This is a genomic window from Tateyamaria sp., assembly GCF_039945315.1.
Lineage (GTDB): Bacteria > Pseudomonadota > Alphaproteobacteria > Rhodobacterales > Rhodobacteraceae > Tateyamaria.
Map to the genome: position 1 here is coordinate 168,727 of NZ_JBDUXB010000055.1, position 17,238 is coordinate 185,964.

At 58.6% G+C, this 17,238-nt stretch carries 15 protein-coding genes; 5 read left to right on the forward strand and 10 right to left on the reverse strand.

The features are described from left to right. Positions 1 to 91 precede the first annotated feature (91 nt). The 9 genes from ABJD00_RS18775 to ABJD00_RS18815 all read right to left on the reverse strand — a co-directional run bounded on the left by ABJD00_RS18775 (position 92) and on the right by ABJD00_RS18815 (position 11,947). Entirely contained in the window at positions 92 to 1,105 is a 1,014-nt protein-coding gene (locus tag ABJD00_RS18775; RefSeq protein WP_413831881.1) for an ABC transporter ATP-binding protein, read from the reverse strand. Continuing rightward, positions 1,105 to 2,361, reverse strand: coding sequence for an MGH1-like glycoside hydrolase domain-containing protein (locus tag ABJD00_RS18780; protein ID WP_413831883.1), 1,257 nt, complete (start codon positions 2,359 to 2,361; stop codon positions 1,105 to 1,107). Before ABJD00_RS18780 ends, ABJD00_RS18775 begins: the two co-directional genes overlap by 1 nt. A 2-nt stretch (positions 2,362 to 2,363) precedes the next feature. Then, entirely contained in the window at positions 2,364 to 3,578 is a 1,215-nt protein-coding gene (locus ABJD00_RS18785; RefSeq protein WP_413831885.1) for a carbohydrate ABC transporter permease, read from the reverse strand. Then, positions 3,575 to 4,819, reverse strand: a complete 1,245-nt coding sequence (locus tag ABJD00_RS18790) for an ABC transporter permease subunit (RefSeq protein ID WP_413831887.1) — start codon at positions 4,817 to 4,819, stop codon at positions 3,575 to 3,577. Before ABJD00_RS18790 ends, ABJD00_RS18785 begins: the two co-directional genes overlap by 4 nt. An 83-nt stretch (positions 4,820 to 4,902) precedes the next feature. Further along, positions 4,903 to 6,255 carry an ABC transporter substrate-binding protein gene (locus ABJD00_RS18795; RefSeq protein ID WP_413831889.1) on the reverse strand — a complete coding sequence of 451 codons (1,353 nt, stop codon included), beginning with the start codon at positions 6,253 to 6,255 and terminating at the stop codon, positions 4,903 to 4,905. Between the two features lie 27 nt (positions 6,256 to 6,282). Continuing rightward, positions 6,283 to 7,356 carry a LacI family DNA-binding transcriptional regulator gene (locus tag ABJD00_RS18800; protein WP_413831891.1) on the reverse strand — a complete coding sequence of 358 codons (1,074 nt, stop codon included), beginning with the start codon at positions 7,354 to 7,356 and terminating at the stop codon, positions 6,283 to 6,285. 167 nt (positions 7,357 to 7,523) lie between these two features. Further along, entirely contained in the window at positions 7,524 to 9,182 is a 1,659-nt protein-coding gene (locus ABJD00_RS18805; RefSeq protein WP_413831893.1) for an FAD-binding dehydrogenase, read from the reverse strand. Next, entirely contained in the window at positions 9,179 to 10,039 is an 861-nt protein-coding gene (locus ABJD00_RS18810; protein WP_413831895.1) for a bile acid:sodium symporter family protein, read from the reverse strand. The genes ABJD00_RS18805 and ABJD00_RS18810 overlap by 4 nt, the downstream gene beginning before the upstream one ends. Before the next feature lie 135 nt (positions 10,040 to 10,174). Then, complete coding sequence (locus tag ABJD00_RS18815; RefSeq protein ID WP_413831897.1) at positions 10,175 to 11,947, reverse strand: SLC13 family permease; 1,773 nt, start codon at positions 11,945 to 11,947, stop codon at positions 10,175 to 10,177. 230 nt (positions 11,948 to 12,177) lie between these two features. Between ABJD00_RS18815 and ABJD00_RS18820 the strand changes: the two genes are divergently transcribed. After that, positions 12,178 to 12,927 (forward strand): YebC/PmpR family DNA-binding transcriptional regulator, encoded by a 750-nt coding sequence (locus ABJD00_RS18820; protein ID WP_413831899.1) that lies wholly within the window; start codon positions 12,178 to 12,180, stop codon positions 12,925 to 12,927. Positions 12,928 to 13,012: 85 nt separating this feature from the next. Here the strand turns inward: ABJD00_RS18820 and ABJD00_RS18825 are convergent, their stop codons facing one another. After that, complete coding sequence (locus tag ABJD00_RS18825) at positions 13,013 to 13,249, reverse strand: hypothetical protein (RefSeq protein WP_413831901.1); 237 nt, start codon at positions 13,247 to 13,249, stop codon at positions 13,013 to 13,015. 268 nt (positions 13,250 to 13,517) lie between these two features. Between ABJD00_RS18825 and ABJD00_RS18830 the strand changes: the two genes are divergently transcribed. The 4 genes from ABJD00_RS18830 to betC all read left to right on the forward strand — a co-directional run bounded on the left by ABJD00_RS18830 (position 13,518) and on the right by betC (position 17,233). Beyond that, the gene (locus tag ABJD00_RS18830) at positions 13,518 to 14,114 is read left to right on the forward strand and encodes a LysE/ArgO family amino acid transporter (RefSeq protein WP_413831903.1); all 597 of its coding nucleotides are present in this window, start codon (positions 13,518 to 13,520) and stop codon (positions 14,112 to 14,114) included. A gap of 65 nt (positions 14,115 to 14,179) precedes the next feature. Beyond that, entirely contained in the window at positions 14,180 to 15,082 is a 903-nt protein-coding gene (locus ABJD00_RS18835) for a DMT family transporter (protein WP_413831905.1), read from the forward strand. Between the two features lie 70 nt (positions 15,083 to 15,152). Further along, positions 15,153 to 15,728: a choline-responsive transcriptional repressor BetI gene (gene betI, locus ABJD00_RS18840; RefSeq protein ID WP_413831907.1), complete on the forward strand. Its 576-nt coding sequence runs from the start codon at positions 15,153 to 15,155 to the stop codon at positions 15,726 to 15,728. Continuing rightward, positions 15,725 to 17,233: a choline-sulfatase gene (betC, locus tag ABJD00_RS18845; RefSeq protein ID WP_413831909.1), complete on the forward strand. Its 1,509-nt coding sequence runs from the start codon at positions 15,725 to 15,727 to the stop codon at positions 17,231 to 17,233. The genes betI and betC overlap by 4 nt, the downstream gene beginning before the upstream one ends. Positions 17,234 to 17,238: the final 5 nt, after the last annotated feature.

Consider the following 17,238-nt stretch of genomic DNA (forward strand, 5'->3'; position numbering starts at 1 on the left):
AGCTTTGGGCTCTGACCGGCCCTTCGCAGCGGAGTCCCCCAAAGTCCGCTTTGCACCAAAATATCCGCTTTTGGCCCTTTGGGTTCAAAACCTAGAAAGCCAAGCCTTGGGCATCAAACTTATGGACCACATTGTCGCTGAAGTTGAGCCCCACGGGGTCTCCGGGTTTCAGAGACGCGCTGCCGTTTACGCGGACGGTCAATTGGCCTGCTGCGCCACAGGACACGATCACGAAAGTATCGGCCCCGAGGTATTCGAGCACGTCGACCGTTCCGTCGATGCGGCCTGCGCCCGCCTCTACGAGGGCGATGTGTTCGGGGCGCACGCCAAAGGATTTGGCCTCGGCTGGCAGTTGGACTCCCGGTGCGGATGCTGCTTCAGCGACATTCATGCGGGGGGAGCCGATGAACTGCGCCACGAACAGGTTTGCGGGATTTTCATACAACTCCCTCGGGCTGCCCACCTGTGCGATTTTGCCAAATTCCAGCACGACGATCCGGTCGGCCAGTGTCATCGCCTCGACCTGATCGTGGGTGACGTAGATCATCGTCGATTTGAGGGTCTGGTGGAGCTTTGCGATCTCGTAGCGCATTTCGACCCGCAGGGCGGCGTCGAGATTGGACAGTGGTTCATCAAAGAGGAACGCTGTGGGGTCGCGCACGATTGAGCGTCCGATGGCCACGCGCTGGCGTTGCCCGCCGGACAGGTCCTTGGGGCGGCGATCCATGTAGGCTTCGAGTTTCAGGACGCGGGCGGCCTCGTTCACCTTGGCCTCGATCTCAGCCTTGGGCAGGCCTGCGGATTTCAGGGGAAAGCCCACGTTGTCGCGCACCGACATGTGCGGATAAAGCGCGTAGGACTGGAACACCATCGCCAACCCGCGTTTGCTGGGCGGTTCGGCGGTGACATCGCGATCCCCGATCATGATCTCGCCGCGCGATGTTTCTTCCAGCCCCGCGATCATGCGCAGCAGGGTGGATTTGCCACAGCCCGAAGGGCCCACGAAGATGACAAATTCACCTTCGTTGATGGCAAGGTCCACGCCTTTGATGACCTGAATGTCTCCGAACCATTTTTCGACTGCGTTGAGTGAGATTGACGGCATTAGGCAGCCCCCCGGTTTTCTTCTGCATCTAGCCCGGCCCAGGTCAGCCAGATGGCTGCTGTCCAGCTGAAATCCATGCCCCCACACGCGGTTGCGTCCAGCGGATCAAAGTATTCGGCAAAGCCGTTTTTGGCGATGGCCGCAGCGGTTTCGCGCCGCAATCTGTTGTCCAGATCATGGCGGCCCATGTCGCGAAATCCGATTGCAATTAGTGCGTTGAGGAACGGCCATGAAGGGCCGCGCCAATAGCGGCGTGCATCAAAGGAGGGATGGTGCGGATCGGCCGATGGGATGCCGTAGTTGACCGCGTCCCAGACCCGCATCAAATGTGCGTCCAGTTCCGGGTTTCCCGCATTGGCCACATAGGCCAGCAATGCGCCCGAGCCGAGCACACCTGCGAATTCGCCTGTGCGCAGGTTCTTGGCGTCATAGGCACCCAGATCGTGATTCCAGATTTCGGGCAGGGCGGCGCGGAGCGTTTCGGCCCAATGCGCGATCTCCTCGGTGTCTTCACCAAGGGCCTGACCAAGAGCAATCAGGTCTTCGTGTGCGCGCAGAAGGATGAACGTAATTCCGGGGTCCGCCATCAAGAACGGGCCTTCGTCCACGATCCTTTTCTGATCCCATCCGACGCTGACACCGAACTGGACCATGGCGATGTAACGGTCGTATTGCTCTTTTTGCGGACGCATGGATGGATCGACATGGCCTGTATCGCGCCGTGTGTATGGCCCGACATTCGATCCATCGACGCCGGCCATGCCGATATCCCAGTCCGGGCAATTGTCGCGCCCGCTTTCCCACGGGTGGGTAATCGCAGCCGGTCCGTGCACGCAACGTACTTCATGCCACCAGCGATGCCATGCCAGCAGCTTGGGATAGATCGCCGCCAACCTGCCGCGGCCTGCGTTGCGGTCCATTTCCCACACACGCCGCACCATCGTCGCCGCCACTGGGGGCTGTGAGATGCCGGAGGTTGCGGGGCTTTGCCCCGTCGACCAGACATCGGGGCCGGGGAAGTAACTCGGGTCGGGTGCATGGAAGATGATATGAGGAACCATTCCGCACTCCCACTGGCTGGCGAGCAGAGTGTCGAATTCGTCCCAAGCGCGCGGTATATCAAAGGTCGCAAAGCCCCATGCTGCAAAGGCGCTGTCCCAGTTCCACTGGTAGGGGTAAAGACCGTGGGTGGGCAGCGTGTATCCACCCTTGTCGTTCTGGCGCAGGATCTGACGCGCCCGTTCGTGTAAGTCCATGGTCATCCTTTTACCGACCCTGCGGTCAGTCCTTTTGTCATGAAGCGTTCCAATCCCAGAAACAGGGCCATGATCGGCACGGTCGCAATGACCGATCCAGCCATCAGGTGCTGTCTTGGAATTTCAGAAGAATTGAGTGCTGCGATGCCCCGCGTTAGTGTGAACTTGGAGGGATCATCCAGCAGCATGAAGGCCAGCAGGAATTCATTCCACGCGATCATGAACACATAGAGTGAGACAGAGGCCAGCGCGGGCAGGGACAGCGGCAACGTGATCTTCCAGATCACTGCGAGGCGCGACAGCCCGTCCATCAGCCCGGCCTCCTCGACCTCGGCTGGCAGACCGCGGAAATAACCCTGCAGCATGTAAAGTGCGACGGGAATTGTCGTCACCGGATAGATCATCACGATCCCCCAGAACGAATTGCGCAGGCCCGTCATCGAAAAGGCGATGTAGATCGGCAGAGCCAGCACGATCATCGGCACCATGTAGATCAGCAGGATTGAGCGCGAAAACGCCGCCCGTCCCTGAAACCGCAGACGCGCGACCGCGTAGGCTCCGGGGATCGCGAAAGCCAGCGTGATAAACACTGTCAGTACCGAGATGAAGAAGGAGTTGAACAGGTACGTGCCGAAATTGAACTGGCTGAACAGTTCATTATACGACCGGAACAGTTCTGCCCCTTTGCCGATGTCGATTGAAAAATCCAGCGGGTTCTGCATCAGCTCGGACTGGTTTTTGAAGCTGGTCATCACCATGACGTAGAAGGGAATCAGCACGATTGCGGTGAAGAAGATGTAGCCGAACCCGGTCAGGAACCGGATCACCGCACCTTCGAATTCGTGCCGTGTCAGAGCGCCGGGCACCAGATCGTCTAGGATCACGCGGGCGGACACTACGAAGCCTGCCGCCAGTGCGACAGCGGCCAGTATCGCCACAAACGGCGAGGCCAGTTCGCCGATGGTGAGCGGGCCGACGTTCAGCAGGATCAGCGTCACCAGCGCGACCCCGCCAATGAGTTCGCCGATCCGCCCGCCCATCCGGTGACCGATCGCAAAGCCGATCACGCCCCCCCAAAGCAGCGAGAACAGGATGTGAGGCCGGAACGGATCGCCCGTTGCAAAGCTCATGATGATCGCAACCGTGGTCGACAGCACCACCATCCAGAGCGCGCCCAGAACCGGGCTGGTGAACCAGTTGAAACGGAGTGCTTTCATAGCCCTTCCTCCTGGCTGATATACTTGAGAAAGAAGATCGAGAACGTCAGCAGGCAGCCAAAGATGACAACCGCCACCGCAGCACCTGCGCCGATGTTCGAGACCGCAAAGGCCTGTTCATAGACGTTTACCGTAAGTGTCCGCGTACCCGCGTTTCCGCCTGTCAGCAGGAAGATGTCGTCGAACTTGTTGAAAGTCCAGATGAACCGCAGCAAGAACAACACGCTGAGGATGCCCAACAGTTGCGGAACGCTGAGATACCAGAATTGTTGAAACGGGGATGCGCCGTCCATGTCTGCGGCTTCGTACATGTCGGTGTCGATGCTTTGCATCCGGGCGAGGATGAACAGGAAGGACAGCGGGAAATACCGCCAGATTTCGAACACGGTGACCATGATCAGCGCCAGCGGGCGTTCGCCAAAGAAGTTGATCGCTTGCGGCGTCACGCCCATTTGGATCAGCAGCGCGTTGGCGGACCCCGAAAACGGGTCAAACAGGATGAGCCACGCAAAGGCTACCGCGATGACAGGGGCGACATAAGGAAAGAGGTAGAGACCGCGTAAGATTCCCTGACCTTTGAAGGATTTGTTCAATAGCAGCGCTGCGAAAAGGCCCACAAGCAGCGCGCCGATGGTGCCAAACACCGTGTAGAACAACGTGACCCACAGCACTTCCATGAACTCGTCGCCGTTAAAGATGCGGGAGAAGTTTTCCAGCGTGAACGTACTGTTTGTCAGGACGTTGGAGGACGTGCCTGTGGTCGTGGCCGGGCTGTCCTGAGGGCGCAGATCATTGTCGAGATAGGCCTGTTCGACCGTAACCGGTATGGTCAGCGTTTCGCGCGCACCGGGTTCCCAATCGCCAAGGTCGCAGTTCAGATCGCGCCCGGACAAATCACAGCGTTCGTCAAGCTCTTGAACCACCAATCCTTCGGGGACCACATCGGTAAAGGTGACGCCGGTAATTGGTTGATCTTGAGAGGAGTTGCGCAGGCGATAGCGGATTGTCGGCGTATCCCCAAGCGTTTCCGCGTCCCCGCGAATGTCTTCGCGCAAGGTGACCTCTGGCGCGCGCAAATCGCCCAGTTCAACGGGTTTGAACGAAATCCAGAAGATTGCGAGCAGGGGCAGTACCACGACCAGGGCAACGGCTGCGATTGTTGGAAACAGCAGGCCCCATGCAAGGCGCGCCTCGCGTTTGGCCAAGGGTCCTGTTCCGACGGGAGGCTGGAGCTCCGCCATTGGGACACCTCCTCAAGGTGTTTGGGGTGGAATATAGAGCAGGGTGGGGTGCCCGCATTGCAGGCACCCCTTTTGTGATTGGCTTACTGGACAGCGGCGATTGCGCTGTTCAGTTCGGCCACAGTTGCGGCAGCGTCACGATCGCCGTCGATGTATTCGCGCACCAGACGGTTGATTACCTGACTGTTGATGATCGCCGAGGCGGCGGACAACTGACCGTCAGCCACGCCCCAACGCTGGGCGACATCCAGACCGCCCACGATCTCTTCGATCATGGAAGCTTCATAGAGTTCACCAAGAGGGGCTTTACGATCAACGCCGACTTCGAGCGTGGCCCAAAGATCAGCAAACGCCGTTGGGTTGTCCGCTGTGCCGCGACGCACAGGGAATTTGCCCTCTGGTGCAATCGCAAGTGTAGCACCATAGCCTTCGTTCATCGAATACTGAACAAACTCCATGGCAGCATCCGTGGATGCATCGGACGTGATCCCAAAGTAGCGCACGTCGCCCCATGCCGCCCCATCCGGGTTTGATGGCCCGGCAAAGTTGGTCACGATGCCTGTGGCCGCCGCCAGATCGGTCGACGTTGGGTCGTCATTGATGGTGGGTGGGGCACTGTCGCGCAGACCAGCCAGTTCATCGAGGATGAAGGGCGACCAGATGATCATGGCCGCATTGCCGCTGAAGTAGAGCGTGCGCGACTGATCCCAGTAGAGATCACCCGGAGGGGATGCTTCCGCGATGGCTTTGTAGAAGTCCAGCACTTCGATAGTGGCAGCTTCATCCAGTTCCTGTACGCCATCAGGACCAACTGGCGATACACCATTGGCAAGGAACACATGTTCCAGAACCTGGCTCATAAAGTTTTCGTCAATCTTGGTCGCGGCCACAAACCCGTACATTTCTGGCGGGTTATGCAGGGCTTCGACCGCAGCAAGAACGTTGGCGTAGGAATTTGGTGGTTCAAGCCCTTTTTCCGCAAACAGATCGGCACGGTAGACCAGCATCTGCGTCCAACCATCGACTGGCACCGAGGCATAGCCATCCGGTGTTGCAGCCATCGAAAGCGCGCCGGGTGCAAACGTGTCGGCCCCGAGGGCTTCGACCACGTCAGTCGCGGCATCGATGTCAAGAATGCCCGCTTCGGTCCAGGGAGCTGCGAATTGCAGAGTGTGGTAGATCACGTCTGGCAGATCGCCGGCAGCAAAGGCAGCGGTCGCGCGTGTGCCCAGATCGTTTTCTGAGACTGGAATGACCTCAACCGTATGCCCGGATGCGGCAGCAAAGTCTGCGGCCATCGCTTCTTGGCGGGCTAGCCGCTCGGGCTGTTCTTCTGTTGTCCAAAAGCGCAGTTCTTCCGCTGACAGCGCCGTTGCCGACAAGGCGAGTGCCATGGCGACGCTTGTCCGAGCAAGGGTTTTTACATTTAGTTTCATATTTTCCTCCCTTTGAAACCTGTAAACTTAAGTGTGAGTTGGTTGGGGCACAGGGCCTGTTGACCCCCGCTCCAGAAATGTTGCGGCAACCGTTTCGCGCAAAGCCTCTGGTGGCTCTCCGCTGATACGACGAATGAGTAACGTGGCAAGCCGGGCGCCCGCCTGTCGGTTATCGACTGAATAGGTTGTGAGGGGGGGCTGCGCATGCGAACCTTCGTGGATGCCGTCATAGGCTACGACGGACAGGTCCGTCCCGATCTTTAGCCCTCGATCTGCGGCGGCTTTGTAGACGCCCAATGCGACCCGGTCGATGGCGCACACGATTGCGGTGGGTGGATTTGGTAAATCTAGTAGCTTAGCGCCGACCCGTTCGCCGTCCTCTGCCGTCACGGCATCTTCAAAGACCAGTTCCCGGGCAACTTTTCGTTCGCATGCCGCCATTCCGCGAACGAAACCGTCCCGCCGCAGACCTGCATAGTTGTAGATCAGACCGCCATTGATGAACCCGATTCGCTGGTGGCCCAGTTCGGCGAGGTGCAGAACCGCGTTGTGCATCGCGTCCTCGCCGCGCACATCAAACCATGCACATCCGGTGTCGTTGTCTTGCCGACCGTAAAGGACAAAGGGGACGTCGGCATCGCGAAACACGCTTACGCGCAGGTCATCGACCATGGCGCGCGGCAAGATGAACCCATCCGCCTTGCCGTCGCGCAGAAGATTACGGAAAGTTTCGATCAGGTGAAGGTCGTTGTCAGCCGACGCGACGGTCAGCGTATATCCTTCGGTGCTTGCCCCTTCGGACACGCCTGCAAGAAATTCTGCGAGGAAAGGACGCTGGGCGTCGTGATCCGATAGTTGCAGCACCAACCCAAGCGAGCGCGTGCGCCCGGTCTTAATCGCTTGGGCATGGCTGAGCGGCATATAGTTCAGCTCTTCGGCCATGCGTTTGACGCGGAGTTTGGTGTTGGCGGAGATGTCCGGGTACCCGTTCAAGGCGCGAGAAACTGTGGATTTTGTCAGCCCCAATGCAGCTGCCATATCACCGATTGTGACCCGCATCGCGGCTCGGTTGCCCGATAGTGGTGCTGTATTTATTGCCAAGAGTTCTTCTCCCCACGACTCACGTTCGTTTCCGAAACCGGTTTCGGCAAGAACTATTTTACGGAGTGGATAGAAGGCGTACAGACAGTGCTGACAGCCCGTCTTCGCCTTGGTTGGCAAAATTAGGAGCGATCGTTGATCTGAAGTGAGGGGTTAGTGATTACCGTTCACGCGATCGTCTTGCTGCGACCTGCGTTGCGTCCAGAGAAAATGCACCCGCCCAAAAACGTGCCTTCAAGCGCGTTATATCCGTGATAACCACCCCCGCCAAAACCTGCGACTTCGCCTGCAGCAAAGAGGCCCGGAATGGCAGCGCCGTTCACGCCGATCATCTGGCTTTCGAGGTTTGTTTGAAGCCCGCCCAGCGTTTTGCGCGTCAGAACATGCAATTTAACCGCGATCAGAGGGCCGTTGGCGGGATCAAGAAACTTGTGTGGTTTTTCGGTCCTCAGCAAGCGATCACCGCGATAGTTGCGCGCCGCATGGATCGCCATCATCTGGGCATCTTTAGAGAACGGGTTGTCGATCTGGGCGTCCCGCGCTTCGATCTGCGAACGCAGCCGTGTGGCGTCAATCAGGTTGCCGCCTGCGATCTGGTTCATGCCGTTGACGAGGGTTTGCAGGTCGTTTGCGACTACAAAATCCTCGCCCTTTTCTTTGAACGCCTCAACAGGGCCGGTTGCGTTCTTGCCAGAGAGAACGCGTTGCTTGATCACTTCGGCCCATTTTTTCGATGTAAGGTCCGGGTTTTGTTCAGAGCCAGAGAGCGCGAACTCCTTTTTGATTACCTTTTGGGTGAGAACGAACCAGCTGTAGTCGTACCCCGTGGCGAGGATTTCGCGCAGGGTTCCCATGCTGTCAAAACCGGGCAGGGCCGGGGGGGCGAACCGGTTGCCGCGGGCATCGAACCACATGGAGGATGGTCCCGGAAGGATGCGAATGCCATGGGAGGGCCAGATCGGGTCCCAGTTTTTGACCCCTTCGGTGTAGTGCCACATCCGGTCGCCGTTGATGACGTGTCCGCCTGCAGTCTCCGATATTCCGATCATCCGCCCGTCGACGTGGGCGGGCACGCCCGCAACCATATCCTTGGGTGCTGGGCCAAGACGCTCGGTTGGCCAGACCTTGCGCACCATCTCGAAATTTCCGCCGATGCCGCCAGAGGTGACGATGACGGAAGGAGCTTGGAAGGCGAAGTCTCCTGCTGGGTCGCGGTTGGTTTTTTGGCCGCGCTCAGATGCGTCCGCAGCTAGGATGGTACCACTCACCCCTTTCGCCGCTCCGTTTTCCATATCGATCCGGTCGACCTGATGGCGAAAGTGAAAGTGTAGTAAGCCCGCTTTTTCATGCTCAATGCAGCGGCGCACAAAGTGTTCGATGATGCCGGGCCCGGTACCCCATGTGAGGTGAAAGCGCGGAACCGAATTGCCGTGCCCATCCGCAAAACCGCCACCCCGTTCAGCCCAACCGACGATGGGAAACCAACGCAGGCCCATGGCGTGCAACCACGGGCGCATATCTCCGGCGGCAAAGTCGATGTAGGCTTCGGCCCATTTGCGTGGCCATGCATCTTCGTCTCGGTCAAATTGGGCGCTGCCCATCCAATCGTTGAGGGCTAGCTCTCGACTGTCCTTGATCCCCATGCGCCGCTGTTCTGGCGTGTCGACCATAAAGAGGCCGCCAAGGGACCAGAACGCCTGACCCCCTAAGAAACTGCGCGGTTCCTGATCGGCGATGATGACCTGTTTGCCTCGATCACCAAGTTCGGCGGCAGCGGCAAGGCCGGCGAGGCCGGAACCTACGATGATGGTATCTGCACTGGTCATGAGCGGCTGCGATACCATGCAAAGAAGGGAGCGGCGACGAGGTACATGGTGATCCCGTAAACACCCGAGGGGAGCGCTATTGCGCTGAACCCTTCGGTCTGGCCGGAGATAAGACCTGCCAAGGCAATCCCTAAGGTTGCGTTTTGTATGCCGGTCTCGATCGAAACGGTCTTGGCCTGTTGCCAGTTCAGAGCGGCGAGGCGTGCAAGGCCGAGACCGATGAGCAAAAGAGCGACGTTTAGGGTGATGAGGGCGGGCCCAAGTGTCGGCAAGTTGGTGGCGAAGATGTCCCAGTTCCCGGCGAGGGCTGCAATGATGATCACGATGAACAGGACTGTGGCAAGCGTCGACAGGATCGGATCGATCCGGATGGCCAAACGGGGTGCAAAATGCCGGATGGTGACACCAATCAGCACCGGCAACGTGGTGATTAGAAAGACCGCGAGCGTCAAGGACGCGACCGAAACAGGTGGTGCCGCGTCACCCATGAAGTGCACCACTGTCCATGCAGTGAGTGCCGGCACCGTCAGGAGGCTGAGCAAGCTGATGACTGCAGTGAGCGAAACAGACAGCGCAACATCCCCGCCCGCGAGCTTGGCCAAAATGTTTGAGGTCACGCCGCCGGGCGCAAAGCTGAGCAGCATAAAGCCGACGGCGATAGCGGGGGGAAGACCGAATACAGTGACGGTTGCATAGGCCGCAAGCGGCAGCAGGATCACCTGCGCGGTGGCGCCGACACCAAAGGCTTTCGGCGCGCGCAGGACGCGGGCAAAATCGCTGACCGTCAATCCGATGCCAAGGCTGAGCATGATGATGGCCAATGACAGCGGTAGTACAACGTTGATCAGAATATCCATATGTCTCCCCCCAATCTGCAGCCTAAACGCCCGTATGTTCGTCACGCAATCCTGACGCAAAGTCAGGGGTCGCCTTCAAAAGTCGGAAAACGGAACGATACAGTGGCAGTTTCCGTGTCCCATGGTCGAGTGTCGTCAGAGCGGCCAAAATACGAGGATGGCGGGAATGGAAACAGCGACCACGATGATCTCAAGAGGCAGGCCCATACGCCAGTAGTCGCCGAACTCATAGCCTCCGGGGCCGAGGATCAAAGTGTTGTTCTTGTGCCCGATCGGGGTGAGGAAGGCCGCAGAGGCCGCCACCGCCACCGCCATCAGGAACGGGTCGGGCGACACGCCGAGCGTTTGCGCCATCTGGATGCCCACTGGAGCGGCCACGATTGTGGTGGCGGTGTTGTTGAGCACGTCCGAGAGGCTCATCGTGACAACCATCAGGACAGTCAGCACGGCCCATGCGGGCATCCCTTGGGTCAGCGCGACCAGCCATCCCGCGATCAGCTCTGTGCCGCCGGAGCTTTCCAGCGCTGCCCCCAATGGGATCATGGACCCGAGAAGTACAATCACTGGCCATTCGATATGTGTATAAAGCTCGGACAATGGCACGATTTTGGAGAGAACAAAGGCCACCACCACGAGGCCGAGAGCGACGGGAAGGTAGAGCAGACCGACGCTGGCGGCGATCACCGCACCGACGAACAACCCGATCGCCAGCCACACTTTTTCATCTGCTGTCACGGCCAGCCCACGTTCGGCTAGCGGCAGAGCGCCCAGCCACTGCGTGACGTCGGCCCCTGTGTCACGGGGCACCAAGAGCAGCAGGATGTCGCCCGCGCGGATTTCGGTTTTGCGGATCTGTTTGGTGATCTTTTTGCCGCCTCGTGAAATGCCCATCAAGATCGTGGATTGCCGCCAATTGAGGCCCACGGCCTGGGCTGTGCGCCCGATCAAACGGGACTGATCGGTCACCACAACCTCTATGATTTCAACGCCTTCGCCTGCGGCCTTCAACTTGTCTTCACGGTCTGCCTCGGCCACTGCTAGGCTAAGTGCTGCTCGGAATTCATCGAGTGCATCGGGGGTTGCCTCAAGCACCAGTGTATCGCCGGCTTGCAGGGCAGATCCGCGCGCGCGACCGTAGCGGCGCTTGCCGTCGCGAATGAGGCCAATGATGGCGACGTCGGCCTTTTCAGCATCTTCTTCCAAAGTACCGAGGCGTTCGCCGATCAGTTTTGAGTCTTCGGGCACCGTCAGTTCGGCGATGTATTGCGAGACCTCTTCGGCCACGCTTTTTTCGTCCTCGCGCGCCGGAATCAACCGCCAGCCGACCAGCGCGACGAACAGCAGCCCCGCAATCGCTGCCACGCCGCCAACGGGGGCGAAGTCGAACATGCCAAACGGCTCACCCAGCGAATCCTGCCGGATGCTGGCGATGATGATGTTGGGCGGTGTGCCGATCAGCGTGACCATTCCCCCGAGGATCGTCGCAAAACTGAGCGGCATGAGGCTGAGCCCTGGGCTACGCCCTGCTTTTCGCGCCGTCTGGATGTCAACGGGCATCAGGAGTGCGAGGGCGGCGACGTTGTTCATGAATGCCGACAGCACCCCGCCGATGGCCCCCACAAGTGCGATATGCGCCCCAAGGCTTCGGCTTGCATCCACCAGCGTGCGCGTGATCAGAAAAACCGCACCCGACCGCACCAACCCTGCCGAGACCACCAGAACAAGGGCAACCACCAGCGTTGCGGGGTGCCCAAAGCCGGAAAATGCATCTGCGCTGGGCACAACGCCGAGGACCACGGCAATCATCAGTGCCGTAAACGCCACGATGTCATAACGAAAACGGCCCCATAGCAGCAGGCCGAACACCGCGCCGAAGAGAGAGAAGAGGATGATCTGATCTGTGCTCATGGACTGGGACGATAGGGGCGTGGTCCAGTCAGCACCAGACGCTAATTGTTTATCGCGGCAGGGGGCCAGCCCCCTCGCGCTGCGCGCTCACCCTCGGGGTTTTTTCAATCAGAGAAGATGGACGGGATGTCAGTGCTCCGCTTTGGTCTTGGGTCCTTGCCCCTTGGTGTCGCCTTGCCGTATAGCAACGCGGCACACAATTATCCGCACGCAGCAAGACAGGAGGCCCTATGGCAGGCCACAGCAAATGGGCAAACATCCAGCACCGCAAGGGACGTCAGGACAAGATCCGGGCCAAGCTGTTTTCCAAGATGTCCAAGGAAATCACTGTAGCCGCCAAGATGGGCGACCCGGACCCTGACAAGAACCCGCGTCTGCGTCTGGCCGTCAAAGAGGCCAAGTCGAATTCTGTTCCCAAGGACGTGATTGATCGCGCGATCAAGAAGTCTCAGGCGGGCGATGGAGATGAGTACGAGGAAATCCGCTATGAGGGCTATGGCCCCAACGGCGTGGCGGTGATTGTTGAGGCGATGACCGACAACCGCAACCGCACTGCATCCACCGTTCGCTCCACCTTCACCAAGAATGGCGGTAATCTCGGTGAAACCGGTAGCGTCGGATACATGTTTGAGCGCAAAGGTGCAGTCAGTTATCCGGCGGACGTTGGTGATGCTGATACCGTGATGATGGCGGCTATTGAGGCGGGTGCCGAAGATGTGGAGTCCGGCGACGACGGACACACAGTCTGGTGTGCCGATACAGACCTCAATGAGGTTTCAAACGCGCTTGAGGCCGAACTGGGCGAATCTGCCTCCACCAAGTTGGTCTGGCGCCCCACCATTACCACCGAGATGGATCTTGAGGCGATGCAAAAGCTGATGAAGCTGATGGACGCGCTTGAGGATGATGACGATGTTCAGCAAGTCACCACAAACTTTGAGGCCAGTGATGAAGTAATGGCGCAGCTCGAAGACGAATAGCGCGCCGCCTATTTTCTGTTTTGGAATAGGAAACGCCGCTCTGATGAAAGAGCGGCGTTTTTCGTGAGCGGTGTGCTCTCGCGGCCTAGAAGAACAGTTGGCGCGCGGCCTGACTCCAGCTTGCGCACGCAGCCCCCTGCGGCGCAGGTGTTTGGCGGCGCAACCGGCGCATCAGCCCTTTGAGGTCGTTCAAACGCGTGCGCGCAGCGTTGCCGCCTGCGCGGCTTTGAACCGACAGAATTTTCTCCTGCGTTTGCAGGGCGCCCTCGATCAGCTCGAGGTCTTGAAGGGTCAGGTCAACGCTATGTGTTTCATCAAGCATCGGAATTTATCCTTGTTATCTTTGACCAGCATAAGATTTCTAAACATGTACGCTAATCATCTATGATCAGATCACTGTGATTTCATTAGCTGGTGACACCTTTTGGCAAGAGATCGCCATCAGGGTTCAGCCGAAATAGGGGATGAGGTCGCGGAATGCTCTGTTTAATTGTGCAAAGCCGCTGTGCAAAAAACGTATAGCTCGTAGAGTCTTGCCAGAAGACCTTGCAGCACTTAAGGCCGCGTGAGCACTTTCTAAGGCGTCTAAAATGGCATCGTTTTTACCCGGATTTTTCCTGTCTTTGTCGCTGATCGTGGCGATCGGTGCGCAAAACGCATTTGTCTTGCGTCAGGGACTGCGCCGCGCGCACGTGTTTTGGGTATGTCTCACCTGTGCTTTGTCTGACGCGATTTTGATCATCTGCGGCGTCGCTGGGTTCGGGGCGTTGGCAGAGGCCGTGCCGTGGTTTGAGCCGGTGATGCGCTATGGTGGGGCCGCGTTTTTGCTGTGGTACGGATGGTGCAATGCCCGGTCAGCATGGAAGGGCGGCGCGGCGCTGGAACTGGGTAGCGAAGACACCCAGCCTTTGCGCGAGGCATTGTTGACCGTGCTGGCGCTGACCTGGCTGAACCCGCATGTGTATTTGGATACGGTTGTTCTGATCGGTTCGATTTCGTCCCAATATAATAGCAGACTGCTGTTCGGAATTGGCGCGACGCTTGCCAGTTTTGTATTTTTCTTTGCGCTTGGATATGGCGCGCGGCTGCTCGCTCCGATCTTTGCCAATGCCCGTGCGTGGCGGATACTTGACGCTGTTATTGCGTTAACAATGTGGGCTATTGCATTGAAGTTAATTTATCTTTGAAATGTGGGCTGCTGCATGTGTGACAGGGGCTTGCCTCTGCCGCGTCCAGCCCGCATTGATAGCCCATGCAGCAAGGCGAACCCAAACCACTGGTCGGTATTTTCTGGATGCTGGTGACGGGCCTGTGTTTTGTCGCCGTCACGGCTTTGGTCAAATACATGGGGCCGCGTGTGCCTCCGGCAGAGGCGGCGTTTTTGCGCTACTTTCTTGGGTTGGGGTTTCTGATCCCGATGCTGCCTGCGGTGCGCAACGCTCATTTGACCCCTCGCCAATGGAAGCTGTTCACCCTGCGTGGCGTGTTTCATTCAGGCGGGGTGATCCTGTGGTTTTATGCCATGACCCGCATTCCCATCGCTGAAGTGACGGCGATGAACTATCTTGCCCCCGTTTACGTCAGCATCGGCGCCGCGCTGTTTCTGGGGGAAACGCTGGCGCTCAGGCGCATCGCGGCCATTGTTGTCGCCTTGATTGGCACCGCGGTGATCTTGCGTCCGGGCTTTCGTGTGGTTGAGCCGGGGCATGTGGCGATGCTGTTTTGCGCCGTCACCTTTGCCGGGTCCTACCTGTTGGCCAAGATCATGGCGGATGAGGCGAAACCCGCAGTCGTTGTCTTTATGTTGTCGGTGTTCGTGACCATTGGATTGGCGCCCTTTGCGCTGGCCGATTGGGTGACGCCGTCATGGGGCGATTTGGGGCTGCTGTTTGCCGTCGCCTGCTTTGCCACCGCGGGGCACTACACGATGACAATGGCCTTTGCCGCGGCACCGGTGACCGTGACGCAGCCCGTGACGTTTTTGCAGCTTGTCTGGGCGGTGGCCCTTGGCGCGCTGGTTTTTGCCGAGCCGGTCGACATCTGGGTGATCCTTGGTGGTGCGCTGATCCTTGCATCTGTCACTTTCATTACATGGCGCGAGGCGGTGCTAAAGCGCAGACCCATCACGCCGCCGGCGCCTGCAACCAAGCTTTGATTTTTATTGATTGACGGATCAATAAAAAATCGCCTAGGTCCAAAGGGAGACGTGGGGCAAAGGGGCTGGCATGCCAAAAGTGGGGATGGAACCGATCCGCCGGGCGGCACTGGTTGAGGCGACAATCGCCGAAATTGGGGCGGCTGGATCGCTGGATGTGACGGTCGGCCAAATCGCCAAGCGGGCAGGGATGTCGACGGCCCTTGCGCATCATTATTTCGGTGGGAAGGATCAGATTTTTCTGGCCGCCATGCGTCAGATTCTACGTGATTTCGGGTGTGAGGTGATCCGCGAGCTGGAGGCTGCCCAAACCGCGCAGGCCCGTGCAGAGGCATTGATCGCGGCGAGTTTTGCACCGTCCTGTTTTGCCCCTGCGACTGTCAGCGCATGGATGACCTTGTATGCGCAGGCAACGACCAACCCCGAAACGCACCGTTTGCTGCACCTTTATCAACGCCGTTTGCGCAGCAACCTGACCCACGCCTTGCGTCCGCTTAGTCTTGATCCGCGTCGCGATGCCGAAATGCTGGGGGCGCTGATTGATGGGCTTTATCTGCGTGCGGCTTTGTCACCTGAGGCCTCTGTTGATGACGCCAAGAGCTACGCTGTGCGCGCACTTGAAACCTTGATCGGAGCAAAGCAATGAGCGCGCCCAACATCCTGATATTCATGGTGGACCAGCTGAATGGCACGTTGTTTCCGGACGGTCCCGCCGACTGGCTTCATGCGCCCAACCTCAAGAAACTCGCCGCCAGATCGACCCGTTTTGCCAATTGCTACACAGCGTCGCCCCTTTGCGCGCCGGGTCGTGCCGCCTTTATGTCGGGCCAGTTGCCCAGCGTGACAGGCGTGTACGACAATGCCGCCGAGTTCCCATCCTCCATTCCCACCTATGCCCACCATCTGCGCCGTGCAGGGTATCAGACCTGCCTGTCGGGCAAGATGCATTTCGTCGGCCCCGACCAGTTGCACGGATTCGAAGAACGCCTGACCACCGACATCTATCCGGCCGATTTCGGTTGGACCCCGGATTACCGCAAACCCGGCGAGCGGATTGACTGGTGGTATCACAATATGGGTTCGGTCACAGGGGCCGGGGTGGCCGAGATTTCCAACCAGATGGAATACGACGATGCGGTTGCCTTTCACGCGACGCGCAAGGTCTATGATCTGGCGCGTGGGCATGACGCGCGCCCATGGTGCCTGACAGTCAGCTTTACCCACCCGCATGACCCTTACGTGGCCCGCAAAAAGTACTGGGACCTGTACGACGATTGCGACCACTTGCTGCCCGATGTGCCTGCAGTGGATTACTCAGATCATGATCCGCATTCGCAGCGCATATTTGATGCCAATGACTGGCGCAGCTTTGACATCACCGAAGAGGATATCAAACGCTCGCGCCGCGCCTATTTCGCCAACATATCCTATCTTGACGACAAGATCGGCGAGGTGATGGAGGCACTGGAGGCCACGCACCAAGAGGCGGTGATATTCTTTGTCTCGGATCACGGTGACATGCTGGGCGAGCGTGGTTTGTGGTTCAAGATGTCCTTCTATGAAGGATCGGCACGGGTGCCCATGATGATCTCAAGCCCCGATATGACCCCCGGTTTGATCACGGATCCGGTCAGCAATATCGATGTTTGCCCGACCCTGTGCGATCTGGCGGGTGTGGACATGTCTGAAGTGGCCCCTTGGACAGCCGGGCAAAGCGTTGTCCCCCAAGGACAGGGGGTAGAGCGCACCGAACCGGTCGCTATGGAGTACGCGGCCGAGGGGTCTTACGCTCCGATGGTGTCGCTGCGCTATGGCAAGTGGAAGTACAACCGTTGCGCGCTGGACCCGGATCAACTGTTTGATCTGGAAGCCGACCCCCATGAATTGAACAACCTCGCGGATTTCCCGGCCCATCAGGGCACGCTGTCTCAATTGCGCGCCAAATCTGAAGCGCGCTGGGATCTTGACCGCTTTGATGCAGACGTCCGCGCCAGTCAGGCCCGCCGCTGGGTGGTCTACGAAGCACTCCGGGAGGGGGGCTACTACCCTTGGGATTATCAGCCCCTTCAAAAAGCATCTGAGCAATTCATGCGCAATCACATGAACCTCAACAACGTCGAAGAAAACCAGCGCTTTCCACGCGGCGAATAAACTTC